The organism is Rhodococcus phenolicus, assembly GCF_001646785.1.
GTDB classification, from domain to species: Bacteria; Actinomycetota; Actinomycetes; order Mycobacteriales; family Mycobacteriaceae; genus Rhodococcus; species Rhodococcus phenolicus.
On record NZ_LRRH01000058.1, the window covers coordinates 1 to 25,009 of the forward strand.

Consider the following 25,009-nt stretch of genomic DNA (forward strand, 5'->3'; position numbering starts at 1 on the left):
TTCGACGGCGACTGCATCACGAACTCCCGAGCGATGCGCCCGTCGCGCAGCAGATCCCGTCCCGGCTCGGACAGGTCGACGATGATCTGCCTGCCGTCGGTCGGATGCGGTGTCCGCTCCACCAGCACCGAGAGATCGTTGTAGCGCATGCGATGACGCGCGTCATCGACGGTGGCTGGACCTTCTCACGCGCTGCAAGTGCCCCGGGGGTCATCGCTCCTTCCTGACTCAGCGTCGACATGGCCGACAGCTGGGTCAGGGACACTCGCGAATCGGTGCGTCTCCCCCGCAAATGACGCGTCAGGCGCACGACGGCCAGGGCGAGATCGCCCGCCAGTGCGCGTGTTTCCGATGTCATGGCGAGCACAATACGTTATGGGATGGAAACTACCGACATATGTCTAGGTGAGAACACTGGTGATGGGATCCACCACGAAATATGCGGTGAACAGTGCTGCTACCACCCACATCAGCGGATGAAGCGTGCGGATCTTCCCGCTCGCCGCGTGCAGCACCACCCAGGTGATGAAGCCGACGCCGATGCCGTTGGCGATCGAATAGGTGAACGGCATCACCACGATCGTCAGGAATGCCGGCAGCGCGACCTCGAACTTGCTGAAATCGATGTCCCGGACCTGCCCGATCATCAGGGCGCCCACGACGATCAGGGCGGGGGCGGCAGCTTCGATCGGAACCATCTCGTACAGCGGTGTCAGGAACATCGCGGCGAGGAACAGCACACCGGTGACGACGTTCGCCAGGCCGGTGCGGGCGCCGTCGGCGATACCCGAGGCCGACTCCACGAACACGGTGTTCGACGACGAGGACGCTGCGCCACCGACGATGGCGCCGGTGCCCTCCACCACGAGCGCACGGCCCACGTTCGGCAGGTTGCCGTCCTTGTCGACGAGGCCGGCTTCCTTGCCCAGGCCGGTCATCGTGCCCATCGCGTCGAAGAAGTTGGCGAGCACCAGGGTGAAGACGAGCAGCGTCGCGGCGATCACGCCGATCCGGGTGAAGGCGCCGAACAGGTCGACGTTTCCGACCAGGCTCAGATCGGGCATGCCGGCGATCTGGCCGGGCACCTCGGGGGTGCTCAGGTTCCAGCCCTTCGGGTTGGTGCCCATCGACGGTCCGACATCCGTGATCGCCTGGACGATCGCGGCGACCACCGTGGTGATCACGATGCCGATGAGCAGGCCGCCGCGTACCTTGCGCACGACCAGCACACCCATCAGCAGGACACCGAAGACGAACACCGCGGTGGGCCACGACGCGATCGAGCCGTCGATGCCGAGACCGACGGGCACGGTGGTGCCGGCGGCGTCGGGGATGCGGCGGACGAAGCCGGCGTCGACGAGGCCGATGAACGCAATGAACGCGCCGATGCCCGCAGCGATGGCCGATTTCAGTTCCGGGGGAATCGCATTGAACACCGCGGTCCGGAATCCGGTGAGCGCCAGGATCACGATGATGATGCCGTCGATGACCACCAGGCCCATCGCCTCGGGCCAGGTGACCTGCGGCGCGATGGACACCGCGAGCAGGCTGTTGATGCCCAGGCCCGCCGCGAGCGCGAACGGATAGTTGGCGATGATGCCGAACACGATGCTCATCAGACCGGCGACCAGTGCCGTGACCGCGGCGACCTGGTTGATCGGCAGGATGTTGCCGAGCACATCGACCTTGGCGGTGGCGTCGTCGGCCGAGAAGCTACCGAGGATCAGCGGATTGAGCACCACGATGTAGGCCATCGCGACGAAGGTGACGACACCGCCGCGAACCTCCCGGGACACCGTCGAACCCCGTTCGGTGATCTTGAAATAGGTGTCCAGCAATCCGGTGCCTACGGCCATGTCGAATATCCGCTCCGAAGAAAGTCTGCTCGAGTCGCAACCGGGAGATTATTGCAAGGGGGAACTACTAGTCTGCAAATTGTGAAACACGCAGACGACGTCGCGGCGCAGGTCCGACGGCTCGCCGACCCCCGCCCCGCGCTCACCGTCGGCACCCTGGCGTGGGTCGTCGCGACGGTCGTCGTTCTCGTCGCCGGGGACCGATGGTCGGCCGCGCTGCCGGTGTGCGTGGCCGGAATCATCGTGGGGCTGCTGGGTTCTGCGCTCTTCCTCGTTCAGCGCCGCGCGGCACGCCGCGGTCACCGCGGGGCGCAGGTCGGCCTGAACTGACGGTCCCGGGCGCACGCTCTTCGCGTCAGCGACGGATCCGCACCCGCGTGACCAACCACACCCACAGGAGGGCCCACAGCGAGCCGAGGATCCAGCCGGCGACGACGTCGGTCAGCCAGTGCGCCGCGAGATAGACGCGGGACAGCCCGACGGCCACGGTGTAGCAGGCGAGACCGGCGTAGAGCACCGCGCGCCACGGGCCCTGCGGCCGCGTGGACCGGGCGAGTACGGCAGCGAGGGCGACCGCCAGGACCGCGGACATCATCGCGTGACCGGACGGGAACGAATGCGTCGACAGGTCCACCAGCCGCTCCGGCAGCGGCGGCCGGGCGCGGGCGAACAGCAGTTTGAGCAGACTCATGACCGGCCAGCCGGTGAGCACGGCACCGGCGACGAGCAACGCGTCCTGCGGCCGGGACGCGCGCAGCAACAGCAGTGTCGCGACGGTCGCGAGGATCGTGACTCCAGCGGTGCCGCCGGTGTGGGTGACGACGGTCACCGCGGTCGTGAGCGCGGGTTCACGGATGCCGAGCATCCAGTCGAGCACCGCGACGTCGACGGTCACGTCCCCGCCCCGCCGCTCGCGACAGCGGCGGTGAATCCGGCGGAAGTGCAGTGGGTGGTGCCCGATCGGTCCACCCACCACGGCACGTCCCGCTCCCCCGTCACCGCGCCCGAACAGCGCACGACGAGACGCTCGTGCACGGTGAGCGGCCCGCGCGGCAGCGGCACCCCCGCGGTCGCGGCGGCGAGCACGGCCAGCGGTTCCCGCGACCATTCGGTGACGCGGCCCGGACCGGTCGGGTCGGCGGACACCGAGTCGGACGCCGTTGCGAGGTCGAGCAGTTCGGCCAGGGCGCCCGCCGTGGCCGTGGAGCCGATCACGATCCGGTCCGCGGGGATCACCGCGGCGAACCAGGGACGGTCCGGAACCAGCGCGTCGGTCGCGTCGACGACGGTGCCGGCGATGCTGCGCACCGCGTCCGGCAGATCCAGTTCACCGGCGTCGAGGACCCCCGAGGCGTAGGCGCCGGCGAGGGCGCTGTGCGCGGAGGCGACCACCGCGGGCGCCGGATGACGGTCGGGGTCCGCGAGACGCTCGAGCAGCACCGCGGCCAGTGTCGTGCTGTCGACGACCGCGTCGGCCAGGCACGCGCGCAGGCGTTCGGAGTCGGGGTGCGGGCACGGGTCGAGCAGGCCGGCGAAGGTCACGTCGTCGGGCGCGCGCAACCGGCCCAGCGGCTGATCGTCGAGGACGGCGTAGGTGCGCAGCCACCACGCGGTGTAGCCGTCGCGGTCGGCGAGCGCCTCGGCGGTGTCGGGGTCGGCGGCGAGCAAGGCCAGGGCCTGCGGCCACCGGCTCTCGTCGACGAGGTCGAGGTCGCGGACCGCGACGAGGGTGTCCGGGTCGGTGTCGACCGTCGCCCACCACTGTTCCTCGTCGGGCAGGTCGTGGTCCGGTCCGGTGGGGAGTTCGGCGCGCAGCACGCTGAAACCCCAGCCGACGCCGATCGCCCGCAACGAGTCGGGTCCGTAGCGGTCCGCCAGTTCGGAATCCACTGTCCTGAAAGGTGATTCGTCCACCAGAACGGATGAGAGCGGCGCACCGGGCAGGAGCAGTTCGTCGGCCGGAACCAGCTCACCGTCGGTGTCGGGCAGCAGCAGCGCACCGAGATCACGGGGCACCGCACCACCCGGAACGTGCCCGGCCAGCCGCAGCACCGTGTCCGCGAGTTCGGCGGCGGCGTCGTGGTCGTCGGGGTCGACGCCCTCGACCGCGGCGGACAACGCGGGATCCGACAGCAGGTCGACAGCGGTGACGGTGCCCGCCCCGAGGCGCGCGAGCAACGGATGCGCGGCGTCCGGGTGCACCAACCGCACCCACGGCAGCACGAGCGGAGCGTCCACCCCGAGATCGGTCCCGAGCACGGTGGTGCGCGGACCGGTGACGAGACGCCCGTCCGACAGCGGCACCGGGATCGACGCGAGTTCCTCCGCGACCACCGAATCCACGACGAGCGGTTCCAGCGCGTCGTACAGCCGACGCCACCACTGCGGGTCGCGGTCCAGGCCGGTGAGCAGTTCGGCGACACGGGCCGGACCGATGCGGTGCACGTCCACGGCGCCGAGCGCGGCGGCATACCGCGGGCCGCACAGCGCGGGCGCGACGAGACCCGGCACCACGTCGGCGAGCGCCTCCGCCAGTTCGTCGGTGAGGCCGTCGAGCGCCGTCGCCCGTTCGGGCACCAGGTCGTCGCCGCCGTTCGCGGCGGGCAGCCACGGATGGGTGCGCAGCTCCGCGAGCACGGCCTCCCGGAGCAGCCCGTCGGTCTCGCTGCGCGCGAATCCGGGAACCGGGACCACCGCGATCCGCTGACCGGCAGGCAGCGCCGCGGCGAAGCCGGCGTAACCGTCGGCGATCCGGTCGAGCCGGGCGCCGGGCAGCAGCCGCCGCCGGTCGGGCTGCATCGGGACGTCGGCGACGACGAGGACCGGCAGCGACAGTTCTTCGTCGGATCGGGTGGGGGCACGCAGCACGTCGTCGCCGACGGGCGTGATCTCCCCGGTGCCGGCGACGGGAATCAACCATCGGGCATGCGGCCCTCCGCCTTCCCACCAGCGGCGACCGGCAGCGGTGATCTCGTGGAGACCGTTCCCGAGATCCGTGCGGGTGCGGGTGAGCTCGTCGTCGCCGATGGTGATCGAGCCGAGGGCAGGCAGTTCCAGGAGCAGGTCCGCGGCCTCGTCGCGGAAGCCGCCGAGCAGAGCCCGCGCGTCGACGTCGGGCCGCAATCGCACCACGATCTCGGTGTCGAAGCCCGGCAGCGGCGGTTCGGCGGCAGGCCACGCCAGCCGCAACACCGGCACCCCGGACCGCGGCGGCGCCAGAGCGTGCTCGCGCAGGACCGTGCGGGTGCGTTCACCGGAGAAGCGGATCGACCCGCTCCGGGACCGGATCTCGATGTCGTCGGAGACGGCGAGGACGGCGGTGAAGCCGACACCGAAGCGTCCGACCCCTCCGGTCTTCGCGGACGCCCGCAGCGCCGTCAGTGCCTGCACACCGGGTTCGTCCAGCGGGGCACCGGTGTTCGCGACGTGCAATCCGTCGTCACCGATCCACACCCGCATCGCACCGGTGGTGCCCGCGCGGGAAGCGGCGTCGGCGGCGTTCTGCGCGAGTTCGGTGAGGACGCGGTCGCGGTAACCGGCACGGACGAGATCCGATTCGGTGGCGGTGTCCTCCCGCAGCCGGGTCGGCGACGACTGCCACGCGAGCAGCGTCCCGTCCCGCAGCGCCGCGGTGCCGAACGGGTCCGCGGGGTCGGCCGGGGTCACGTCAGTCGGTCTGTTCCGGCCGGCCGGTCTCGTCGGTCGCCGGGGCGGCGGTCTCGTCCCCGGCCGGCTCCGGGCGGGTGACCGTGACGATCTCCACCGCCGCGTCGTCGTATGCGTCGAACCGGGGCGAGCCCGCACCGGTCGGAAGTGTCGTGTCCGAGTGGGCGCCGCAGCCGTACTGCGCGTGCACGACGTGCCCGTCCGCGGCGAATTCGTTTCCGCACACCCCGAACGCGGCGTGCAACGACCCCGAGAGCGGCAGATAGAAGCCACAGAGCAGACACGTCGACGGGGCGGCCTTGGCCATCTCGCTGTCCGGTCCGTATTCGTCGAACCAGCGCTGGGCCGCGTCGAGGCGACCCTCCAGGCTCATGACCTGCCGTCGGCCGAGACCGATCTCGAGCGCGGTGTCGTCGACCTCGGGGTCGCCGGACTCGACATATCCGGGCACCAGACGCGGATCGCCGGAGACGGGGGCCAGCAGGTCGCCCGGGCCGAGGTCGCCGGGACGGATCCGCTCGTTCCACGGAAGCCAGTCGGGTGCGATCAGCGCGTCGGGTCCGGGCAGCAGCACCAGTTCGCTGACCGTGACGTGATCCGATTCCGGTGCGGCCGCCACGACGACCGCCCACTGCCAGCCGCGATAGCCGGGCAGTTCGGCGACGAACCGGTGGGTGGCCGCGCAGTCGTCGTCGCCGGTCACGCCCAGATGCGCGCCGATCCCGCCTTCGCCGAGCTCGTCGAGAGCCGCGCGGGCGACATCGACCGCATCGGCGAGGACGGGTCGCACAGCCGCGGCGGCCGAGGATTCCGCGCTGGGGGCATCAGCAGAAGACACAGCACTCACGGTGCCCATTCTGCCGCACCCGGGCGGGAGCGTGGCCCTTGGCTGCCGAGACGGGGTCGGTCAACTGCGATGATGGCGTCCGTGCGAGTGCGACAGGACGGCAGACTCCCCCGACCGATCCGGCCGGCCGCGGTCCTCGCCACGACCGTCGCGGCGCTCACCACCGGGGTCCTCACCGCGTGCGCCGACCGGCCCGTCGCCGACCCCGGGCCACCCGCCGAGGAACTGCGCGTCGAGGTCGTCGCGACCCGGCCGCACGACCCGGCCGCGTTCACGCAGGGTCTCGAGATCTCCGACGGCGAACTGCTCGAGGGGACGGGCCGGGAGGGCCGGTCGTATCTGTCGGCGCGGGCGCTCGACACCGGCGCCGAGCGCACCCGGGTGCCGGTTCCCGACGAGATGTTCGGCGAGGGCATCACCGTCGCCGGAGACACCGTGTGGCAGTTGACCTGGAAGGACGGCGTGGCCATCGCCCGCGACCGCGACACGCTCGCGCCCCGCGACCTCGTCGACTACGACGGTCAGGGCTGGGGTCTGTGCGCGGACGGGAACCGCTTGGTCATGAGCGACGGTTCGTCGACCCTCACCTTCCGCGACCCGGTGACCTTCGACGTGCTCGGCACCGCGACCGTGCGCGCGAACGGTCGCGAGGTCGACAATCTCAACGAACTCGAATGCGCCGAGGACGGCTCCGTCTACGCGAACGTGTGGAAGACCGACCGGATCGTCCGCATCGACCCGGATTCGGGCCGGGTCACCGCGACCGTCGACGCCGGGGCGCTCCGCGACGAACTCACCGACGAGCAGCGCGAGGGCATCGACGTTCTCAACGGGATCGCGCAGGTGCCGGGAACCGACCGGTTCCTCGTCACCGGCAAGTACTGGCCGACGATGTTCGAGGTGCGTTTCGTACCGTGAGCACTTCGTGTCCCATCCCACGCGGGTACCTGTCTGCACCACCGGAGGCCCGTGGGGAAGAATCGAAGACGTGACCGATCCGGACGAGCGCCGACCCGCCGACCCGGCGCGCGGCCGTGCCGACGCCGACGGCGGCGACCGCCGCTCGGCTCCGCGCTCCTCGCGTTCCGCCCGGCACGACCCCGCCGCGGACCATCCCGGCTACCGCAACTATCCGCCCCCGCGGCACACCGCTGCCCGGCGCACACCGTTGCCGCCGCTGCACCCGCTCGACGGGAACCGCAAACCACGCGACGACGCACGCGCGGCCACGGAGTCCGATGCGCCGCGTGCCCCGCGGATGCCCCGGAAGCTGACCGTCACCCGGGTCGCGGCGCTGCGCAGCCGGGAACTGACGAACAAGGGCATCGCCACGTTCCGGCGGGCGGCCAACGCGGACGGTGCCGACAAGTCCGGTCTGACCGCGCTGATGTACGCGACGATGGCGAACTTCGCGAGCGACGCCGCGATCGCAGTGGCACTGGCGAACACCTTGTTCTTCTCGGCCGCGACCGGTGAGGACAAGACGAAGGTCGCGCTGTATCTGCTCATCACGATCGCACCGTTCGCGATCATCGCACCGCTGATCGGCCCGCTGCTGGACCGGCTGCAGCACGGCCGGCGGCTGGCGCTGGCGGCGTCGTTCGCGTTGCGGAGCGTCCTCGCGGTGGTGCTCGTGTTCAATTTCGACAGTTGGGGGCTGTATCCCGCCGCGCTGGCGATGATGGTGCTGAGCAAATCGTTCTCGGTGCTGAAATCGGCGGTGACGCCCCGGGTGCTGCCACCGGAGATCGATCTGGTGCGGGTCAATTCCCGCCTGACCGTGTTCGGCCTGGTCGGCGGCACGCTGGGTGCCGGTGCGGTCGCTGCTGCCGCGGCGTGGCTGTTCGGTTCGTCGGGTGCGTTGTGGTTGTGCGCCGGGATCACCGCGTTCGGCGCGTACCTGAGCATGCGGATCCCGGCGTGGGTGGAGGTCACCGAGGGCGAGGTCCCGGCGACGCTGTCGTATCACGGGTCCGAGGCGCGCACCGAGGCCATCGACACCCGGACCGAGGTGATCGCCACACCGGGCACGCGTCGCCGTCAGCCGCTGGGCCGCGCCGTCGTCACCGGATTGTGGGGCAACGGCACGATCCGGGTGCTCACCGGTTTCCTCACCTTGTTCATCGCGTTCGTCGCCAAGTCCAAGACCGAGCACGACCCGCTCGTGCAGGCGGCGATGCTGGGGCTCGTCGGGGCGGCCGCGGCGATCGGAAACTTCGCCGGCAACGCCACCGGAGCCCGGCTGGCGCTGGGCCGTCCCGCCCTCATCGTCGTCCGCTGTACCGCGGCGGTGGTGATCGTCTCGGCCATCGTCGCCGCGACCGACAACATCTTCGCAGCGGCCGCTGCGGCGCTGGTCGCGGCGTGTGCCAGCGCCCTGGCGAAGGTGTCGCTGGACGCGTCGCTGCAGCAGGACCTGCCGGAGGAATCGATCGCGTCCGGGTTCGGACGTTCGGAGACGGTGCTCCAGCTGAGCTGGGTGGTCGGCGGCGCGCTGGGCGTGCTGTTGCCGCCCGAGTACTGGATCGGCTTCGGCGTCGTCACGGTGGTACTGGTTCTGGGACTGACCCAGACGATCCTGACCTACCGTGGGAAGACGTTGTTGCCCGGACTCGGTGGCAAACGACCCGAGCACGCAGATCCAGAGACCACCGACCGGCGCACCTCGCGCGCCGGCGGACACACGAGCAGGAACGGAATTCAATGACGCTGCAGGCCCGGACGAAGAAGATCATCGCGCTCATCGCGGTGGTCCTGTTGCTCGTGGCGGGTGGTCTCGCCGCGGTGGTGTGGAAGCTCGTCGACTCGGCCGAGCCGAAGCTTCCGACGGTCACCGCGTTCGCACGCGGCACGAGCGTGACGGTCGAGCCGACCCAGCACTGCAACCTCTACCTGGAGGACTGCATCGAGAATCCGCTGGGCATGCTCGACGTTCCGGCCGGATACCCGCTGCAGTTGTCGTTGCCGTCCGAGATCGCCGATGCGCCCTGGCGCCTGATCGTCGTCTACGGCGATCCCAAGACGGGCGAGACGTTCGTGGACGGCCGCCTCTTCGCTCCCGGTGAGCAGCGCGCGGTCACCGTGCCGTCCGACCCGGAGATCCAGCTGCTCGGCGTCGAGATCCAGTTGCCGTCGGCCGTGCAGGACGAGACGGGCACCGCGATCGCCCACGCGGTCTGGGCCGTGCAGACGTACTGACCCCCATCCGCGACGAGGGCCTCCGGTGGATCACCGGAGGCCCTCGTCGCGGGTGCGGTGGCGAAAGTCAGGAATCGAGCTCGCGGGCGACGGCGCGCAGGACCTCGGAGATGCGCTGGGCTGCCTTGCGTTCCGGGTACCGTCCGCGCCGCAGGTCGGGCTGCACCGACGTGTCGAGCAGCGTGATCACGTCTTCGATCATGCTCGCCAGGTCCTCGGGATTGCGGCGCTCACGGTCCGGGGTGTGCTCGCGGCGGCCACCCTTCTGCCGCAGGGTGGGCTGTTCGAGCAGCTTCACGCTCAGGGCCTGCGGGCCGCGTCGGCCGACGGCCATGCCGAACTCGACTCGCTGCCCCGGCTTGAGGGCCTCCACTCCGTCCGGGAGCGCGGACGCCCGGACGTAGACGTCCTCGCCCTCCTCCTGGGACAGGAAGCCGAAGCCCTTCTCGACGTCGTACCACTTCACCTTGCCGCTTGGCACCGCGTTCACCTGCTCCTCGACAGCTGTACCCCACCGGGCACCCGTGGATATGCAAAACAACGCGCCCCGCAATCGGGTGCGGGACGCGTAGACGGCGCCAGTGTACCTCGATTCGGGGCCGGGCAGCCCGTGCGACCGTCCCGTACCGGCATCGACGCACTACCGTGGACGACGTGGGTACTTCCGATTCCTCTACGGGGCCGAGCAACGGCCTGCTCAAAGCTGCGCTGGTGTGCTTCGCCGTCGGTATCGTCGCAGTTGTCGCAATTTTCCTGACCCCGGTGGTCACGGACGGCAAACCCGGTCTGGTGCTGTACCTGCTGACCGCGGCCTGGCCGCTGGGCTTCCTGCTGGCGATCATGTTCGCGCTGCGGTCCGGCCGTCGCGCACGTGGAGGTGGATCGTGAGATTACTGCTCAACGTCATCTGGCTGATCTTCGGCGGGTTGTGGCTGGCCCTCGGGTATCTCGTCGCCGGCATCGTGTGCTGCGTGCTGATCGTGACGATTCCCTTCGGCATCGCCGCCTTCCGCATCGGCCTGTACGCACTCTGGCCGTTCGGCAAGACAGTGGTGGACAAGCCGACGGCCGGCGTCGGTTCGATGATCGGGAACGTGATCTGGGTGATCATCGCGGGAGTGTGGCTGGCGATCGGGCACATCGTGACCGCGGTCGCGATGGCCATCACGATCATCGGGATTCCGCTCGCCGTCGCGAACCTGAAGATGGTTCCGATCTCGCTGATGCCGCTCGGCAAGGACATCGTCCCCGTCGGTTCACACCCGTAACATCTGTGACGTTCGTCACATCACGACGCTATAACGTTCCGGCTTCGAACGGACTCGGTGCGACGAGACAGCGCGCTACCTGCGGGTTCGCGCAGACTCTCGCCGAGGTCACGGCATCGCCGTAAACGATCGCGCGTTATCAATTGGTGACACTCCGCCCCCCGACCCGTTACCGTCGAATCCGGTCGGACTGGTCCGGCCAACCCGGTTCCGCCGCGCCAAATCCTGTCCCGCGGAGCCGGAACCCCGACGAACGATCCAGGGGACAGGAAACGGGGGACCCACACGGTCTCCCAGGGAGCGGAAGTTCCCAGGAGGCACCCGGGCCGACGCACCAGCAACGGCCCTTGGGGTGAAGCCGAATCGCTCCCCAGCGGGAACGACGCGGCCGGGCTACCTCTTCAGCCCGAACCCGACAGCTGACCTCGTAGGCGCGTGCGGAGAGGAAACCGGAGCAATGAGCGGACGCCATCGCAAACCCACCAACACCGGCCGTACCGTCGCGAAGTTCGCGCTGACCAGCGCGGTTCTCGGCGTCACCGGTGTCGCTTTCAGCGGCACCGCCAACGCTGCCCCCGACTCCGACTGGGACCGCCTCGCGCAGTGCGAGTCCGGCGGCAACTGGGGCATCAACACCGGCAACGGCTACCAGGGTGGCCTGCAGTTCTCGCCGAGCACCTGGAACGCCTACGGCGGCCAGCAGTACGCACCGACCGCGCACCAGGCCAGCCGCGACCAGCAGATCGCCGTCGCCGAGCGCGTCCTCGAAGGCCAGGGATGGGGCGCATGGCCGTCCTGCTCCTCGAGCCTCGGTCTGAGCAGCGCACCGTCGCAGCGTTCGATGCCGACGTCCGGCACCCTCGCGGACACGGTCGAGACGCAGGAACAGGCCGTTCCCGAGGCAGCGCCGACGCTGCAGGAGAACATCCCGTTCCTTGCGCCGCAGAGCGCCAAGGCGGGCTTCGCTCAGGGCATCGACGCGCTCCGCGCCGCCGGTATCCCCGTCGATCAGGTCCTGGTCGACCAGGTCACGGCCATCCTGCCGAACTGACCCGAAACACAGAGAAGGGGCCCCGCACCGGATTCCGGTGCGGGGCCCCTTCTCTGTGTCGTCTCTGTGTCCCGGTTTCCCGGGATCCGAAGAATCAGCGGTTGATGATGGTGTGGGGGTGCGTGTACGGGAGGGAATCGACCGGAACCGGGAATTCCGTCTCCTCACCGTAGGGAGAGAGCGGACCCGAACGCGTGGAGGACAACTCGGTGACGGCGAGATCGCCGTCGACGAGCTCCGGCCACCCGCGATCAACGTACTGGTTCTTCGAAGTGTGAGCCATGCGCTCATTTTGGCAGGTGAGTTCGCGGTGGGCCACCTCAGGTCTCTAATCTGGGTCCGATGACCTCCACCACCTCATCCGGGCCGGACGCCGGGCCCCCGTCACTCGCCCGGTGGCTGGCCGGACGTCGCGATTCCGACCTCGCCGCGCTCCTGCGCGCCCGGCCGGACCTGGTGGTGCCGCCACCGGCCACCATGGCCGTCCTGGCCAACCGCGCCCAGCAACGGGCATCGGTCTTCCGGGCCGCCGACGAGCTGACCACCGGCGACTTCGGCGTGATCGAAGCGCTTGCCCGGCTCGGTGCCGCCGAGACACCCGTGACGCGTCGCGCGCTGCTGGACCTGCTCTCCGGACGCACCACCGCGAAGAACGTCGACCGCACCCTCGACCGGCTGCGCACCCTCCTGCTCGTGTGGGGTCCCGCCGACCGGCTGTCGCTCGTCCCGGCCGCCACCGAAACCGTGCCCTGGCGCATCGCCCGCAGCACCGCGTCGGATCTGCCGGACGACGCCGCGCTCGCGACGATGATCGACGACCTCGATGCCGCCCGCCGCGGCATCCTCGACACCCTGGCACGCACCTCCCCCGTCGGCCGCACCAAGGACGCCGCGGCGGACGCACCCGCCGACCGCCCGGTGCAGCAGCTGATCGCGTCCGGGCTGCTGATCCGGCTCGACGACGAGACCGTCGAACTGCCCCACCGGGTAGGCCAACACCTGCGCGGGGAGGCGCCGTTCGATCCGGCCGCGCTCGTGCCCCCGGCCCCGATACCGGCCACACACACCGTCGCCGACGTCAACGCGACCGCCGCGGGCGCCGCGCTCGAACTGCTGCGGCACGCCGAGGAACTGATCGACGCCCTCGGTTCCGTCCCGGCCCCTGCCCTCAAATCCGGGGGCCTCGGCGTCCGCGAACTGCGCCGGCTCGCCAAGACCGTCGGCATCGACGAAACCCACGCGGCACTGCTCGTGGAGGTGCTCGCCGCGGCCGGACTGATCGCGCGCGGCCTGCCCGACCCGCCGCCACCGACCGATGTCGACGACTACTGGGCACCGACGACATCCGCCGACGGCTGGTCGAAGGCCACCACGGGACACCGGTGGGCGGTCCTGGCCGGTGCGTGGCTCGACTCCCCCCGCAGGCCGTGGCTCGTCGGCCGGCGCGACCAGAACGACAAACCGATCGCCGCGCTGTCCGAGGAGGTGCAATCCCCGCCCGCCGTCCGCGACCGGCGGCTCCTGCTCGAACTGCTCGCCGAGACACCCGGTTCCTCACCCGATGCGGGACAGGCACGTGCGGCACTCGCGTGGCGGCGACCGCGGTGGGCGGGACGGCTCGGCTCCGACGCGGTCGCGGAGACGCTGCGGGAGGCAACCGCACTCGCCGTCGTCGCGCACGGGTCGATCGCCTCCCCCGGAAAGGCACTGCTGCACGGCGGGGACGCCGAAGCCGAGATGGCCGCCGTGTTGCCGCAGCCGGTGGACTACGTTCTGGTGCAGGCCGACCTGACCGTGGTCGCGCCCGGACCGCTGGTACCCGACCTCGCCGCTCGGGTCGCGCTCGTCGCCGACGTCGAGTCGGCGGGAGCGGCGACCGTGTACCGCATCGGGGAGGCCAGCGTGCGGCGGGCACTGGATGCCGGTGCCGGGGCCGGCGACCTGCACGCCCTGTTCGCCGCGCATTCGCGGACGCCGGTGCCGCAGTCCCTGACCTATCTCATCGACGACGTCGCGCGCCGGCACGGGCGGTTACGGACCGGCGTCGCATCGTCGTTCGTGCGGTCCGACGACCCGGCGCTGCTCGCCGAGGTCCTCGCCGCTCCGGTGGCCGAGCGGCTGGCGCTGCGGGCGCTGGCACCGACGGTCGCGATCTCCCAGGCCCCGCTCGCCGAGGTGCTGCAGGAGCTGCGCGCGGCGGGGTTCTCCCCCGCCGGCGAGGATTCGACGGGTGCGGTGCTCGACCTGCGGCCACCCGGCGCCCGGGTGGCGGTGCCCCGCGCCCGCGCCCGCTATGCCGGTCCGGTCGCGCCGTCCGGCGATCAGCTCGACACCCTGGTGCGCACCCTCCGCGCCGGTGACCGGGCCGCGACCGCGCCGGCGTCGACGTCGGTGCAGGCCGACGGCAGCCGGACCGGTGGCGCCGCCACGATGGCGCTGCTGCAACTCGCCGTGCACAGCAAACGCAGTGTCACCCTGGGGTACGTCGACGCCCAGGGCGTGGCCACCCGGCGCATCGTCGACCCGGTCGCGGTGAGCGGTGGCGCGCTCGAGGCGTTCGATCCAGCGGCGGGCACGGTGCGCAGCTTCGTGCTGCACCGGGTCACGTCCGTCGCACTGGTCGACTGACCCGGGTTCCCACGTCCTGGTCCGCGGACCGCTCGCTCCTCGCGGTCACGTTCACCATCGTCGCGTTCACGGCGGCATTGCCGGTGAAGGTGTCGGTGACCGCGGGGTCGTGCAGCAGGTTGACGTTGGCGCCGGGATGTGCGGCGGCTGTGGACCAGCCGACACCCTTCTCGTCGTGACCCCAACCGTGCGGGATCGCGACGGTGCCGGCCCGGATCTCGTCGCTGACCTCGACGGGCACCACGATGCTGCCGATCCGGGAGCGCACGGTCACCGGCTGGCCGTGGACGAGCGACCGGGCCGCGGCGTCGTCGGGATGCATCAGGACCGTGCACCGGTCGCGGCCCTTGACCATCGTCGGAATGTTGTGCAGCCACGAGTTGTTCGACCGCAGGTGGCGGCGTCCGATCAGGCGGAGGTCGAATTCGGTTTCCCGCGAGTCGTTCTCGGTCTCGGCGAGCAGGCGACGTGTCTCGTCGACGAACTCCGGCGGCGCCACGTGCACCCGGCCGTCCCGGGTGGCCACCAGGGACCGGAGGCGTGGCTGCAGCGGCCCGAGGTCGATTCCCCCGCGGGTGCGCCGGATGCGTCCGAGGGTCAACCCCCGGCGCCCGCGGCGCAGCACACCGTGCGGACCGGTCAGGACACCGAGCGCACCCAGCCGCAGTGGGCCGAGCCGATCGAACACGGCGCGGAGTGGACGAGTCAGCTGCGCCCGCAACGGAAGCGGAAGCACCTCCAGGGTCAGGCGCGAGAGGATCTGCCAGTCCTCGAGCGTGTCCGGCGGTGGCTCGAACACCCGGGCGTTGAACCGTGCGTTGTTGCGGACGGAGAAGACCGGGAACAGGAAGTCGAACTCCTCCCGCTCGAGGTGGGACACCGGCGGAAGAATCAGGTCGGCGTGCCGGGACGTCTCGGTGAGGTACATGTCGACCGCGACGAAGAAGTCGAGACTGTCGAGGGCCTCGTCGAGACGACCGCCCTGCGGGGTGGACAGCACCGGGTTCCCGGCGTAGGTGACCAATGCCCGGACAGGACCGGCGGAATCCGCTGCGTCACCGAGCATCTCGTCGGCCAACCCCACCACCGGCAGTTCCGTCCGGAACGAGGCGTGCTCGCCGGTGCGGCTCCTCCACCGGCCGTGCCCGGAGCCGAGCCGCCGTACGAGACGGGCCGCGTCGATCGGGGGCGTCGCATACATCTGGCCGCCCGGCCGGTCGAGATTTCCGGTCACGGCGTTGAGGGTGTTCACCAGCCAATGGGTGAGGGTGCCGGTGACCTGATGGCAGACACCGATACGGGCGTACGCGACCGCGGACCGTGCGGCGGCGTGGTCGCGGGCCAGGCGCACGATCGTGTCCGCGTCCACCCCGGCACGAGGCGCCATCGCCTCGGGCGTGCAGGGTGCGACCAGCTCGGCGAGTTCCTCCGTACCGGCCAGCGGCACAGTGCCCGCTGCCGGGCCGGTGCCGTCGGCAAGGATCGTGTGCAGCATGCCGAGCAGCAGGTACGGATCGCCGCCCGGACGCACCGCGACGTGCTCGTCCGCCAGCCGCGCCGTCTCGGTGCGCCGCGGGTCGACGACGACCACGGAGCCACCGCGGCGGCGGATCGCGGCGATGCGCCCGCGGGCGTCGGGCATCGTGGTGACCGAGCCGTTGGACACCGCCGGGTTGGCTCCGAGGATCAACAGACGGTCGGTGCGGTCGACGTCCGCGATCGGCATCAGCACGTTCGAACCGAACATCTTCCACGCCGCGAATTCCTGTGGGAACTGATCGATCGAGGACGCCGAGTAGAACTTCCGGGTGAGGAGGGCGACACGCAGCGCGATGCCGTAGACGACCGACGAGCTGTGCGCGGCCGGGTTGCCCAGGTACATCGCGATCGCGTCGCGACCGTGCCGTCGCCGGACGGCGCGCAGCCGGTTCCCGGCGAGCGCGAACGCCTCGTCCCAGCCGATCTCCTCGAAGCCGTCCCCGACGCGGCGCATCGGGCGACGCAGCCGGTCCGGGTCGTGGTGCAGGTCCGCGAGCGCCGTGGCCTTCGGGCAGATGTAGCCGTGCGAGAGCACGTCGTCCGGGTCACCCTCGATGCGGGTGACCCTGTCCCGGTCGACGGTGACGAGGATTCCGCAGTGCGCCTCACACAGAGTGCACTGACGGGCGACGGTACGTGTGGACACGGCGGCCCCCTCCGCGGTCATGTGCGAAACCTAGCACCGACTCGGGTCGCTCGTGAGCGATCGGCGCCGAGGACGCCCACATGACACTCGCGACCGAGCCGCGATCCGCCGACCGGCGATCCCGGAAGCGTCGCGACATCGATGCAGGTGGACGCGCCGCGGCCGCGAACCGGATGCGCATCCGGTCGACGGATCAGCCGAGGGCGGCGGCGGCCCGGGTCACGGCGTCGACGACGAACTGGTTCTCCGGCCGCGGCAGTCCGTAGTGACCGCGCAGCGTCGTCTCCGTGTAGTCGGTGCGCAGCAGACCGCGCTGTTGCAGGATCGGCACCACCAGATCGACGAACTTCTCGAGTCCCGACGGCAGGACGGCCGGCATGATGTTGAATCCGTCCGCGGCGCCGGAGCGGAACCAGTGTTCGATGGTGTCGGCGACCTGCACGGGCGTCCCCGCGAACGTGCGGTGTCCGCGGCCGCCGCCGAGCCTGGCGATGAGCTGCCGGACGGTGAGTCTCTCCCGGCGCGCGAGCTGCACGATCAGGGTGTACCGGCTCTTGGCGCCTTCGATCTCGTCCTCGGACGGCAGATCCTCGGGCAGTTCCGAATCGAGGTCGAGTTCGTCGACGGTGAGCCTGAACCGCTCGGCGAGCTGGCGGTGCGCGTACTCGGGTGAGATGAGCTGCGCCAGTTGGTCGTCGAGGGCACGGGCCTGCTCCTCTGTGTCTCCGATGACGGGAACGATGCCGGGCAGGATCAGCACCTTGTCCGGGTCGCGGCCGACCTTCGCGACGCGATCCTTGACATCGTCGTAGAAGGCTCGACCCTCCTTGAACGTCGGTTGCGCGGTGAAGATCGCCTCCGCGTACAGCGCGGCGAAGTCCTTGCCGTCCTCCGACGACCCCGCCTGTACGAGCAGCGGGTGGCCCTGCGGCGGACGCGGCACGTTCAGTGCGCCCTCCACCTTGAAGAACTCACCCTCGTGCCGGATCGGATGGACCTTCGACGAATCGGTGTGGATCGCCGCGTCCTTGTCCGCGACGATCGCGTCGTCCTCCCAGCTGTCCCACAGCTTCGTCGAGACCTCCACGAACTCGGCGGCGCGTTGGTACCGGGTCTTGTGCGCGGGCACCCCGTCGAGGCCGAAGTTGCGGGCGGCGTCGTCCCCCGCGGTGGTGACGATGTTCCACCCGGCCCGGCCTCCGCTGACGTAGTCGAGCGAGGCGAACCGTCGCGCCAGGTTGTAGGGATCGTTGTAGCTGGTCGACGCCGTGCCGATCAGGCCGATCCGCGAGGTGGCGGCGGCGATGGCGGTGAGGACGATCGTCGGTTCGAGTTTGGCGGACGGGCGACGTTCGGGGTTCGTGAACAGCACGGGGCTGTCGGCCAGGAACACCGAGTCGAACCTGCCGCGTTCGGCGATGCGGGCCAGTTCGATGTAGTGCCCGATGTCGAGGTTGGCGACCGGGTCGCTCTCCGGCAGCCGCCACGCCGCCTCGTGGTGACCGACGGGCATCAGGAATGCGTTGAGGTGCAGCTTCTTCGTCATGCAGGAACCTCCTGGTTCTCGAGAACACCGAGCGCCGCAAGCAGGCGATCACGATATTCGGGGACGTCGGGATGGCGCGTGGTGCGCGGATGCGGAAGGTCGATCGCGAGGTCGAGACCGATGCGGCCCTCGTCCAGGACGACGACGCGGTCGGCGAGGACGATCGCCTCGTCCACGTCGTGGGTCACCAGCAGCACGGTCGGCCGGTGGCGTTCGCACAGTTCGCGGAGCAGGCCGTGCATCTTGATGCGGGTGAGGGCGTCGAGGGCGCCGAACGGCTCGTCGGCGAGCAGCAGCTGGGGGTCCTTCACCAGTGAGCGAGCCAGTGCGGCACGCTGGGCTTCGCCTCCGGAAAGCTCTGCGGGCCACGCTCGTTCACGTCCGTTCAGTCCGACCTCCCGCAGCGCGAGCCGTCCGCGCGCCTTCGCGTCGATCGTCCGGTCGCCGAGAATCACGTTGTCGAGTATCCGTTTCCACGGCAGCAGCCGGGAGTCCTGGAACACCACGGAGATTCGTTCGGGCACGAGGATGTCACCGGACCCGTCGACGTCGTCGTCGAGATCCGCGACCGCGCGCAGAAGCGTGGACTTGCCGGAGCCGCTGCGGCCGAGCAGCGCGACGAACTGGCCGTCGGGGATCTCGAGGTCGAGCCGGTCCAGGACGACACGCTCTCCGAACCGCCGGACCAGACCGGAGATCCGCAGGCCCGATTCCACCGACCCGGGCACGCCTACTTGCTGAGTCCGCGTCGCCATGAGAGGGCCTTCCTTTCGAGTGTGCGGACGATGAGATCGGTGACGAAACCGAAGGTCGCGTAGATGAGCAGACCGACCATGATGACGTCGACCTGGCCGTAGTTCTGCGCCTGGTACATCATGTAGCCGAGGCCGCTCGTGGCGTTGATCTGCTCGAGGACCACGAGCGCGAGCCAGGAGATGTTGACGGACAGGCGAAGTCCCGTGAAGAACCCAGGGAGGGAGCCCGGGAACACGACCTCGCGGATGAACTGGAGTCGATTCAGCCCCGCGACCTGTGCCAGCTCGACGAATCTGTTGTCGATTCCCTGAAGGGCTGCAACGAGATTGATGTAGATCGGAACGAACACTCCGAGCGCGATCGTGACGACCTTGAAGCTCTCGCCGATCCCGAGCCACAGGATGAGCAGCGGGATGAGCCCGAGGGTCGGGATGGCGCGTTTGACCTGGACGGTACCGTCGATGAACGCGTCTCCGATGCGGGTCAGCCCGGCCAGCAACGCGAGGATCACCCCGACGACGAGGCCGACCGCGAATCCCGAGGCGGCCCGCGTGAGCGAGGTGACGATGTCGGCGGCGAGCGTGCCGTCGGTCCACAGCCGGACGAGGGTGCTCAGAACCGTCCACGGTGCGGGTAGCACCCGCGGATCGACGATGCCGGTCCCGGACACGACCGACCACACGGCGAGGACGGCGAGGGGTCCGACGAACGACGCGCCCCGGAATCGTCTGCCCGGTCCGAGCCGTCGGCGAGCGGTGGCGCGCGAGCGGACCTGCGGGGCCCGGGAAACCGCGGTGGGTACGATGCCCGGCGGTGTGGTGGTGGCGATGTCGACCATGGTCAGCTCCGGTAGGTTTCGGCGACGGCTGCGGCGGCGAGCGACTCGAAGCGCCGGTCGAACAGTGCGGAGACGTCGAGCGCGTCGACGAATCCGCCTTCGGCGAGGAGATCGGCGGTTTCCTGCTCCCACGCGATCGCCTCGTCCCAGCTCGCCGGGAAGTGCGGAAGGCCGGTGAGGTCGACGATCGCACGACCCTCCTCGGCGACGAGGTTCTGCGATTGGACGTAGTACTTCTGGACCCATTCCTCGGGGTTCTCCGAATACCAGACGGTCGACTGTGCCCAGAGCGGGATGTAGGCGGCGATCGCGGCGGCCTTGGCCGGGTCCTCGAGTACCTCCGTCGGCGCCCACAGCACGGTGAGCAGGTCGACGACATCGGTCTCGATCGCGCGGGCACCGTCGGCCGCGTACTGATCGAGATACTTGGGAACCTGCAGGGTGGTCAGCGGCGCGATGTCGACCTGGCCGGCCTGCAGCGAGGTGAGGAACTGCGGTGTGGTGAGCGGGACGAGTTCGACTTCGCCGTAGTCGATTCCGGCCTGCTTCAACTGGCGCAGCACGACCACGCCCTGGGCCTGACCTTGCGAGAAGGCGATCTTCTTGCCACGGAAATCCTCGACGGAGGCGATGTCGCTTCCGGGTTTCGTCGCGAATCGCAGTGTCGGCGTGTGCTTCTCCTGGACGGCGACGATCTTGGCGTCGTAGCCCTGGTAGGCGGCCTGGATCGGCGGGATCCCCGCGTTGGATGCGAGTTCGAGGGACTTCGCCCGGAACGCGTTGATCACGTCGGGACCGGCGCTGACGTTCGCCCACTCGGGCACCGTGAACGGCAGCCGGTCGATCAGTCCGGACAGTTCGAGCGCGAGCTTCTGCGCGCCGTTCGGTGCGGCGACCTTCAGTGCGGTGCCCGGTGGCACCTCGGTGGGGAGCGGGTCGGCCGCGGTCAGCACGGGTCCTGCGGAAGCACCGGGCGAGCATGCCGCCAGCGCGCCGAGAACCGCAGTGCCCAGCAGAGATTTGACGAACAGTCTCCGGTCGATGGTGGTGGACAATCTGTTTCCTTCGGGTCGTGTCGATGGTGGGGCGCCCACGATCGGTCCGATAGGTGTGGGCGATCTCGGGCGCGACGGCCGTGCCGGATCGGCGAATTCCCCTGCCCGCACCGGGGCGGTGCGAAGGGCAGCGGTTCGACGGCGAGAATGCACCGGACCGCGCTGCTACGTCAGCGACAACAACAACGGAACGCGAACACGTTGCGCTGCAGCACTCCTCGAACGGACTCGGCCTCGATGTCGATCACCCGTTCATACTTTCCGTCCGCCGGGGTCCGCGTCAACATTGCGTCGTCCCGAATTAAGTCGGGGCTCATGATCCGTGCCACACAACCGAATTCGGAGAGGCAGGCAGGAGGTCACACCGATGCTCCGGCCAGCTCCCGAACCGTCGCAACGGGATACCGATACAACTCGCCGAGGATCACCGCACCAGCCGATACCGGGAGGGAGAGACCGGGAAAACTGCTGGCCACCAATATTTCCGCGGTGCCCCGTGGTACCGACGACGATGCGGCGAAGCCGGCTCGTGCCGCATCCAGACAGCCCGGAACCTGGTTGACGCCGCGTTCGCACACCACGATCACCTCCGGGTCGAGCAGGTCCGCCAGTCGCGCGACCGCGCGACCGACCTGGAATGCGCGATGGATCAGCAGTTCACGGGCAGGCCCGTGCTCGGCGAGGGCGAGGCGCAGCAGATCGTCGAACACCGGGCGGTCCACGATGCCGCGGAGCATCGCTTCTCGCAGCACCGCGCGGTCGGACAGGGTCGCCTCGAAACATCCGACGCGTCCGCATCCGCAGACGACGTCGCTGTCGACCGGTTGGTGTGCGATGGCCCCGGCGGCGGCACGAGGACCTTGGTGCACGTCGTCGCCGGTTGCGAATGCCGCATCGACGACGTTGCCGACGAACAGCAGGGCAACACTGTCACGGGTGCGGCGTTCCCCGAACAACCGCTCGGCCTCGATGAGCGCGCGGGCGTGCGAGTCGATCCTCACCGCCAGGCCCGTGCGTCGTTCCAGTTCGTCGCGCACACGCACGCCGGCCCAGCCGGGCAGGGGGTGGTCGACGATCGTCCCGGACGCCGAATCGACCCACCCTCCGGCCGCGAATCCGACACCGAGCAGTCGGGCGCCACCGCGGTCGGCCGCCAGTGCCAGCAGCTGCACGGCCGCACGGTCGAGGACTGCGGCGGGGTCGCCGGTGTGCGCGAGGCGCGCGCGGGCTTCGACCTCGCCGCGCACATTGAGCAGCGCGACGGTGGTGTGGGTGTACGCGAGATGGATGCCGGCGACCAGGAACCTGCCGGTGTCCAGGTCGATCGGTACGTGGGGCCGGCCCAGCCCGGTCGGCCCCGCGACCTCCGGCAACTCCCGGATCAGCCCGCACTCGACCAGGTCCGTGCTCGCCGTGCTGACCGTGGCGGGCGACAGCCCGGTGCGCCGCGCGACGGTGCTCCGGGCGATCGGCCCGTCGTCGAGGACCGCGCGCAGCACGACACCGCCGCTGCCGGCGCGCCGAGCGGGATTCGGCACCGTCGCGGACCGCGTCATGGCTTTCCCTCCCCGTGCAGCCGGCCGTCTCGGGTGACGACGCTATCGATCCGTTCGGAACCGGACCACACATCGAACCCCTGTGAACTTAAGTCCGCGCTTGCCGGGGACGTCCGACCTTCCTGCCGCGTCGAGGTTTCCCGTTCCGGTGAATTCCGGCGATTTCGCAGCGACTGGCTTTTTCCTGCGAATCGGCTATGGTCGGGTCCTGTCGGGTTGTTCGAACCCCTTTTTCGAGAGGAAAAAAATGGCCGACAAGGGCAAGGCGCTGAAGAAGCCGACACAGTCCATCAAGGAAAGGCGCGCGGAAAAGCGCCGCAAGCAGACGAACGAGGGCGAATTCGTGACGAGGCGCAAGTCGAACTGACCCGCCGGGACACGCCGTGACCATCTCCGCCACGGAACTCCTCGACCGCCTGTACGAGCAGTTCACAGCCATGTCGAACGACGCGGGCGACGGCGGTTCGTCGTCCGCGTTCGTTCACGGCCGCCGGGCCGCCCTCGCCCACGCCCGGCTGTTCGTCCTCGACCAGCAGGCGGTCGAATCCACCACAACGGTGTGATTTCCGGAGAAACCCACCGAATTCGCGAACGATACGAAACAGGAAGCACACGTGAAAAGGACGCTGTCGGCACTGGATAAAATTCAGGACAGGCTCGAGAACGAATTGGATCGCTCCCCCGCAATGTCGGAAAAAGACGCGGGTTACCGGTCCGGAATTTCCGAGGCACTGGTGTGCGTGATGGAGGTGCGCCGCTCGCTCTCGGGCTGAGACGGATCACCGACGCCGGGCACAGAGGTACCGGGGCGGCGGCGCGCGGGTGGCGCGCCGCCGCCGGTGTCTGGAGAATGGGAGAGTTCTGCTGTTCCCGTGCTAGGAGGCGTCCGTGGCCGACGGACCGTTGATCGTCCAGTCCGACAAGACCTTGCTCCTCGAGGTCGATCACGAGCTTGCCGACGCGGCACGCCAGGCGATCGCGCCGTTCGCCGAGCTCGAGCGCGCTCCCGAGCACGTCCACACCTACCGGGTGACCCCGCTGGCGTTGTGGAACGCCCGCGCCGCCGGGCACGATGCCGAGCAGGTCGTCGACGCCCTCGTCACCTACTCGCGGTTCGCGGTGCCGCAGCCGCTGCTCGTCGACGTCGTCGACACCATGGCCCGCTACGGGCGCCTGCAGCTGGCGAAGAACCCCGCGCACGGGCTGACGTTGGCGAGCACGGACCGGGCGGTGCTCGAGGAGGTGCTGCGCAACAAGAAGATCGCCCCCATGCTCGGGGCGCGCATCGACGACGACACCGTGGTGGTGCATCCGAGCGAGCGCGGCCGGCTCAAGCAGATGCTGCTCAAGATCGGCTGGCCGGCCGAGGATCTGGCCGGGTACGTCGACGGCGAGGCACATCCGATCACGCTCGATTTCGACTCCGACCCGTGGCATCTGCGCGACTATCAGGAATTCGCCGCCGAATCGTTCTGGGCGGGTGGCTCCGGTGTGGTGGTGCTGCCGTGTGGCGCCGGCAAGACGATGGTCGGTGCCGCCGCGATGGCGAAGGCCGGTGCCACCACCCTGATCCTGGTGACCAACACCGTCGCCGGCCGCCAGTGGAAGCGGGAGCTGATCGCCCGCACGTCACTGACCGAGGACGAGATCGGCGAGTACTCGGGCGAGAAGAAGGAGATCCGTCCGGTGACGATCGCCACCTACCAGGTCATCACCCGCAAGTCGAAGGGCGAGTACCGCAACCTCGAGCTGTTCGATTCCCGCGACTGGGGGCTGATGATCTACGACGAGGTGCACCTGCTGCCGGCGCCGGTGTTCCGCATGACCGCCGACCTGCAGTCCCGGCGGCGGCTCGGCCTCACCGCGACGCTCGTCCGCGAGGACGGCAGGGAGGGCGACGTGTTCTCGCTGATCGGCCCGAAGCGGTACGACGCGCCGTGGAAGGACATCGAGGCACAGGGCTGGATCGCCCCGGCCGATTGCGTCGAGGTGCGGGTCACGCTCACCGACGCCGAACGGATGGCGTACGCGGTCGCCGAGCCGGAGGAACGGTACAAGCTGTGCTCGACGGCCCGCACCAAGATTCCGGTGGTGAAGTCGATCCTCGACCGGCACGGCGACGCCCCGACTCTGATCATCGGCGCGTACATCGATCAGCTCGACGAACTCGGCGAGGCCCTCGACGCCCCGGTGATCAAGGGCTCGACGCGCACGAAGGAACGCGAGGCGTTGTTCGACCGGTTCCGCGCCGGTGAGCTGAAGGTGCTGGTGGTCTCGAAGGTCGCCAACTTCTCCATCGACCTGCCGGAGGCGTCGGTGGCGGTGCAGGTGTCCGGCACGTTCGGGTCGCGGCAGGAGGAGGCACAGCGCCTCGGCCGGTTGCTGCGCCCCAAGCAGGACGGCGGCCAGGCGCACTTCTATTCGGTGGTCGCCCGCGACACCCTCGACGCCGAATACGCCGCGCACCGGCAGCGGTTCCTCGCCGAGCAGGGCTACGCGTACCGCATCACCGACGCCGACGACCTGCTCGGTCCCCAGATCGGCTGACGCCGCGCCGCG

Annotated in this window: 24 protein-coding genes, 1 pseudogene and 1 riboswitch; of the genes and pseudogenes, 12 read left to right on the forward strand and 13 right to left on the reverse strand. The window is 69.8% G+C overall.

Annotation, left to right across the window (positions count from 1 at the left end; genetic code table 11):
• Together A8G15_RS16330 and A8G15_RS16335 are read right to left on the reverse strand one after the other, a co-directional pair.
• Window positions 1–358, reverse strand: a pseudogene (locus tag A8G15_RS16330) (MarR family winged helix-turn-helix transcriptional regulator); the annotation flags it as partial.
• Between the two features lie 43 nt (window positions 359–401).
• Complete coding sequence (locus A8G15_RS16335; RefSeq protein WP_068161611.1) at window positions 402–1,856, reverse strand: NCS2 family permease; 1,455 nt, start codon at window positions 1,854–1,856, stop codon at window positions 402–404.
• Window positions 1,857–1,937: 81 nt separating this feature from the next.
• Here A8G15_RS16335 and A8G15_RS16340 point away from each other — a divergent pair, with 81 nt between their 5' ends.
• Window positions 1,938–2,186, forward strand: coding sequence for a DUF2530 domain-containing protein (locus tag A8G15_RS16340; protein WP_068161613.1), 249 nt, complete (start codon window positions 1,938–1,940; stop codon window positions 2,184–2,186).
• A 25-nt stretch (window positions 2,187–2,211) separates the two neighbouring features.
• Here A8G15_RS16340 and A8G15_RS16345 read toward each other — a convergent pair whose 3' ends face one another.
• The 3 genes from A8G15_RS16345 to A8G15_RS16355 are packed head-to-tail and all read right to left on the reverse strand — an operon-like array spanning window position 2,212 to window position 6,360.
• Window positions 2,212–2,751: a phosphatase PAP2 family protein gene (locus A8G15_RS16345; protein ID WP_068161616.1), complete on the reverse strand. Its 540-nt coding sequence runs from the start codon at window positions 2,749–2,751 to the stop codon at window positions 2,212–2,214.
• On the reverse strand, window positions 2,748–5,522 hold the full coding sequence (locus A8G15_RS16350) for a sacsin N-terminal ATP-binding-like domain-containing protein (RefSeq protein ID WP_068161619.1): 2,775 nt from the start codon (window positions 5,520–5,522) through the stop codon (window positions 2,748–2,750). The genes A8G15_RS16345 and A8G15_RS16350 overlap by 4 nt, the downstream gene beginning before the upstream one ends.
• A 1-nt stretch (window position 5,523) precedes the next feature.
• Window positions 5,524–6,360 carry a DUF3027 domain-containing protein gene (locus tag A8G15_RS16355; RefSeq protein ID WP_425415097.1) on the reverse strand — a complete coding sequence of 279 codons (837 nt, stop codon included), beginning with the start codon at window positions 6,358–6,360 and terminating at the stop codon, window positions 5,524–5,526.
• Window positions 6,361–6,450: 90 nt separating this feature from the next.
• Between A8G15_RS16355 and A8G15_RS16360 the strand changes: the two genes are divergently transcribed.
• The 3 genes from A8G15_RS16360 to A8G15_RS16370 all read left to right on the forward strand — a co-directional run bounded on the left by A8G15_RS16360 (window position 6,451) and on the right by A8G15_RS16370 (window position 9,567).
• Entirely contained in the window at window positions 6,451–7,287 is an 837-nt protein-coding gene (locus tag A8G15_RS16360; RefSeq protein WP_245687869.1) for a glutaminyl-peptide cyclotransferase, read from the forward strand.
• 70 nt (window positions 7,288–7,357) lie between these two features.
• Window positions 7,358–9,076 (forward strand): MFS transporter, encoded by a 1,719-nt coding sequence (locus A8G15_RS16365; protein WP_068161627.1) that lies wholly within the window; start codon window positions 7,358–7,360, stop codon window positions 9,074–9,076.
• 2 nt (window positions 9,077–9,078) lie between these two features.
• Window positions 9,079–9,567 carry a DUF2771 domain-containing protein gene (locus tag A8G15_RS16370; protein WP_082899958.1) on the forward strand — a complete coding sequence of 163 codons (489 nt, stop codon included), beginning with the start codon at window positions 9,079–9,081 and terminating at the stop codon, window positions 9,565–9,567.
• Window positions 9,568–9,634: 67 nt separating this feature from the next.
• Here the strand turns inward: A8G15_RS16370 and A8G15_RS32240 are convergent, their stop codons facing one another.
• A complete protein-coding gene (locus A8G15_RS32240; protein ID WP_211270186.1) occupies window positions 9,635–10,048 on the reverse strand; it encodes a cold-shock protein in 414 nt (137 codons plus the stop codon).
• Between the two features lie 164 nt (window positions 10,049–10,212).
• Here A8G15_RS32240 and A8G15_RS16380 point away from each other — a divergent pair, with 164 nt between their 5' ends.
• The 3 genes from A8G15_RS16380 (at window position 10,213) to A8G15_RS16390 (ending at window position 11,886) form a co-directional block, all read left to right on the forward strand.
• Window positions 10,213–10,455: a hypothetical protein gene (locus A8G15_RS16380; RefSeq protein ID WP_068161635.1), complete on the forward strand. Its 243-nt coding sequence runs from the start codon at window positions 10,213–10,215 to the stop codon at window positions 10,453–10,455.
• Entirely contained in the window at window positions 10,452–10,835 is a 384-nt protein-coding gene (locus tag A8G15_RS16385) for a YccF domain-containing protein (RefSeq protein WP_068161639.1), read from the forward strand. Before A8G15_RS16380 ends, A8G15_RS16385 begins: the two co-directional genes overlap by 4 nt.
• A 226-nt stretch (window positions 10,836–11,061) precedes the next feature.
• A riboswitch (cyclic di-AMP (ydaO/yuaA leader) is annotated at window positions 11,062–11,285 on the forward strand.
• Window positions 11,286–11,292: 7 nt separating this feature from the next.
• On the forward strand, window positions 11,293–11,886 hold the full coding sequence (locus A8G15_RS16390; RefSeq protein WP_068161641.1) for a transglycosylase family protein: 594 nt from the start codon (window positions 11,293–11,295) through the stop codon (window positions 11,884–11,886).
• 94 nt (window positions 11,887–11,980) lie between these two features.
• On the opposite strand, the gene A8G15_RS16395 is transcribed toward A8G15_RS16390, so the two are convergent.
• A complete protein-coding gene (locus tag A8G15_RS16395) occupies window positions 11,981–12,169 on the reverse strand; it encodes a hypothetical protein (RefSeq protein ID WP_068161937.1) in 189 nt (62 codons plus the stop codon).
• A 59-nt stretch (window positions 12,170–12,228) separates the two neighbouring features.
• On the opposite strand from A8G15_RS16395, the gene A8G15_RS16400 reads away from it, so the two are divergent.
• The gene (locus A8G15_RS16400; protein ID WP_068161643.1) at window positions 12,229–14,514 is read left to right on the forward strand and encodes a helicase-associated domain-containing protein; all 2,286 of its coding nucleotides are present in this window, start codon (window positions 12,229–12,231) and stop codon (window positions 14,512–14,514) included.
• Here A8G15_RS16400 and A8G15_RS16405 read toward each other — a convergent pair.
• The 6 genes from A8G15_RS16405 to A8G15_RS16430 all read right to left on the reverse strand — a co-directional run bounded on the left by A8G15_RS16405 (window position 14,489) and on the right by A8G15_RS16430 (window position 22,450).
• Complete coding sequence (locus A8G15_RS16405; protein WP_068161646.1) at window positions 14,489–16,720, reverse strand: molybdopterin-dependent oxidoreductase; 2,232 nt, start codon at window positions 16,718–16,720, stop codon at window positions 14,489–14,491. The genes A8G15_RS16400 and A8G15_RS16405 overlap by 26 nt on opposite strands.
• Window positions 16,721–16,892: 172 nt before the next feature.
• A complete protein-coding gene (locus A8G15_RS16410) occupies window positions 16,893–18,245 on the reverse strand; it encodes an LLM class flavin-dependent oxidoreductase (protein WP_068161648.1) in 1,353 nt (450 codons plus the stop codon).
• Entirely contained in the window at window positions 18,242–19,000 is a 759-nt protein-coding gene (locus A8G15_RS16415) for an ABC transporter ATP-binding protein (RefSeq protein WP_068161651.1), read from the reverse strand. Before A8G15_RS16415 ends, A8G15_RS16410 begins: the two co-directional genes overlap by 4 nt.
• On the reverse strand, window positions 18,976–19,839 hold the full coding sequence (locus A8G15_RS16420; RefSeq protein ID WP_068161654.1) for an ABC transporter permease: 864 nt from the start codon (window positions 19,837–19,839) through the stop codon (window positions 18,976–18,978). The genes A8G15_RS16415 and A8G15_RS16420 overlap by 25 nt, the downstream gene beginning before the upstream one ends.
• A 2-nt stretch (window positions 19,840–19,841) precedes the next feature.
• Window positions 19,842–20,894 (reverse strand): ABC transporter substrate-binding protein, encoded by a 1,053-nt coding sequence (locus A8G15_RS16425; RefSeq protein ID WP_068161657.1) that lies wholly within the window; start codon window positions 20,892–20,894, stop codon window positions 19,842–19,844.
• A gap of 359 nt (window positions 20,895–21,253) precedes the next feature.
• The gene (locus A8G15_RS16430; protein ID WP_068161659.1) at window positions 21,254–22,450 is read right to left on the reverse strand and encodes an ROK family transcriptional regulator; all 1,197 of its coding nucleotides are present in this window, start codon (window positions 22,448–22,450) and stop codon (window positions 21,254–21,256) included.
• Between the two features lie 148 nt (window positions 22,451–22,598).
• On the opposite strand from A8G15_RS16430, the gene A8G15_RS30700 reads away from it, so the two are divergent.
• From A8G15_RS30700 to A8G15_RS16440, 4 genes are all read left to right on the forward strand, one after another.
• On the forward strand, window positions 22,599–22,817 hold the full coding sequence (locus A8G15_RS30700; RefSeq protein WP_156665431.1) for a hypothetical protein: 219 nt from the start codon (window positions 22,599–22,601) through the stop codon (window positions 22,815–22,817).
• A 16-nt stretch (window positions 22,818–22,833) separates the two neighbouring features.
• Window positions 22,834–23,013, forward strand: coding sequence for a hypothetical protein (locus A8G15_RS16435; protein WP_068161662.1), 180 nt, complete (start codon window positions 22,834–22,836; stop codon window positions 23,011–23,013).
• A 51-nt stretch (window positions 23,014–23,064) separates the two neighbouring features.
• A complete protein-coding gene (locus A8G15_RS31125; protein ID WP_169833905.1) occupies window positions 23,065–23,223 on the forward strand; it encodes a hypothetical protein in 159 nt (52 codons plus the stop codon).
• Between the two features lie 115 nt (window positions 23,224–23,338).
• Window positions 23,339–24,997: a DNA repair helicase XPB gene (locus A8G15_RS16440; RefSeq protein ID WP_068161664.1), complete on the forward strand. Its 1,659-nt coding sequence runs from the start codon at window positions 23,339–23,341 to the stop codon at window positions 24,995–24,997.
• Window positions 24,998–25,009: the final 12 nt, after the last annotated feature.

Coding starts and splice junctions, on each gene's coding strand:
- A8G15_RS16430 (WP_068161659.1), bottom strand. CDS start 22,450: ATGACGCGGTCCGCGACGGTGCCGAATCCCGCTCGGCGCGCCGGCAGC.
- A8G15_RS16415 (WP_068161651.1), bottom strand. CDS start 19,000: ATGGCGACGCGGACTCAGCAAGTAGGCGTGCCCGGGTCGGTGGAATCG.
- A8G15_RS16405 (WP_068161646.1), bottom strand. CDS start 16,720: ATGACCGCGGAGGGGGCCGCCGTGTCCACACGTACCGTCGCCCGTCAG.
- A8G15_RS16335 (WP_068161611.1), bottom strand. CDS start 1,856: ATGGCCGTAGGCACCGGATTGCTGGACACCTATTTCAAGATCACCGAA.
- A8G15_RS16400 (WP_068161643.1), top strand. CDS start 12,229: ATGACCTCCACCACCTCATCCGGGCCGGACGCCGGGCCCCCGTCACTC.
- A8G15_RS16395 (WP_068161937.1), bottom strand. CDS start 12,169: ATGGCTCACACTTCGAAGAACCAGTACGTTGATCGCGGGTGGCCGGAG.
- A8G15_RS16390 (WP_068161641.1), top strand. CDS start 11,293: ATGAGCGGACGCCATCGCAAACCCACCAACACCGGCCGTACCGTCGCG.
- A8G15_RS16420 (WP_068161654.1), bottom strand. CDS start 19,839: ATGGTCGACATCGCCACCACCACACCGCCGGGCATCGTACCCACCGCG.
- A8G15_RS16410 (WP_068161648.1), bottom strand. CDS start 18,245: ATGACGAAGAAGCTGCACCTCAACGCATTCCTGATGCCCGTCGGTCAC.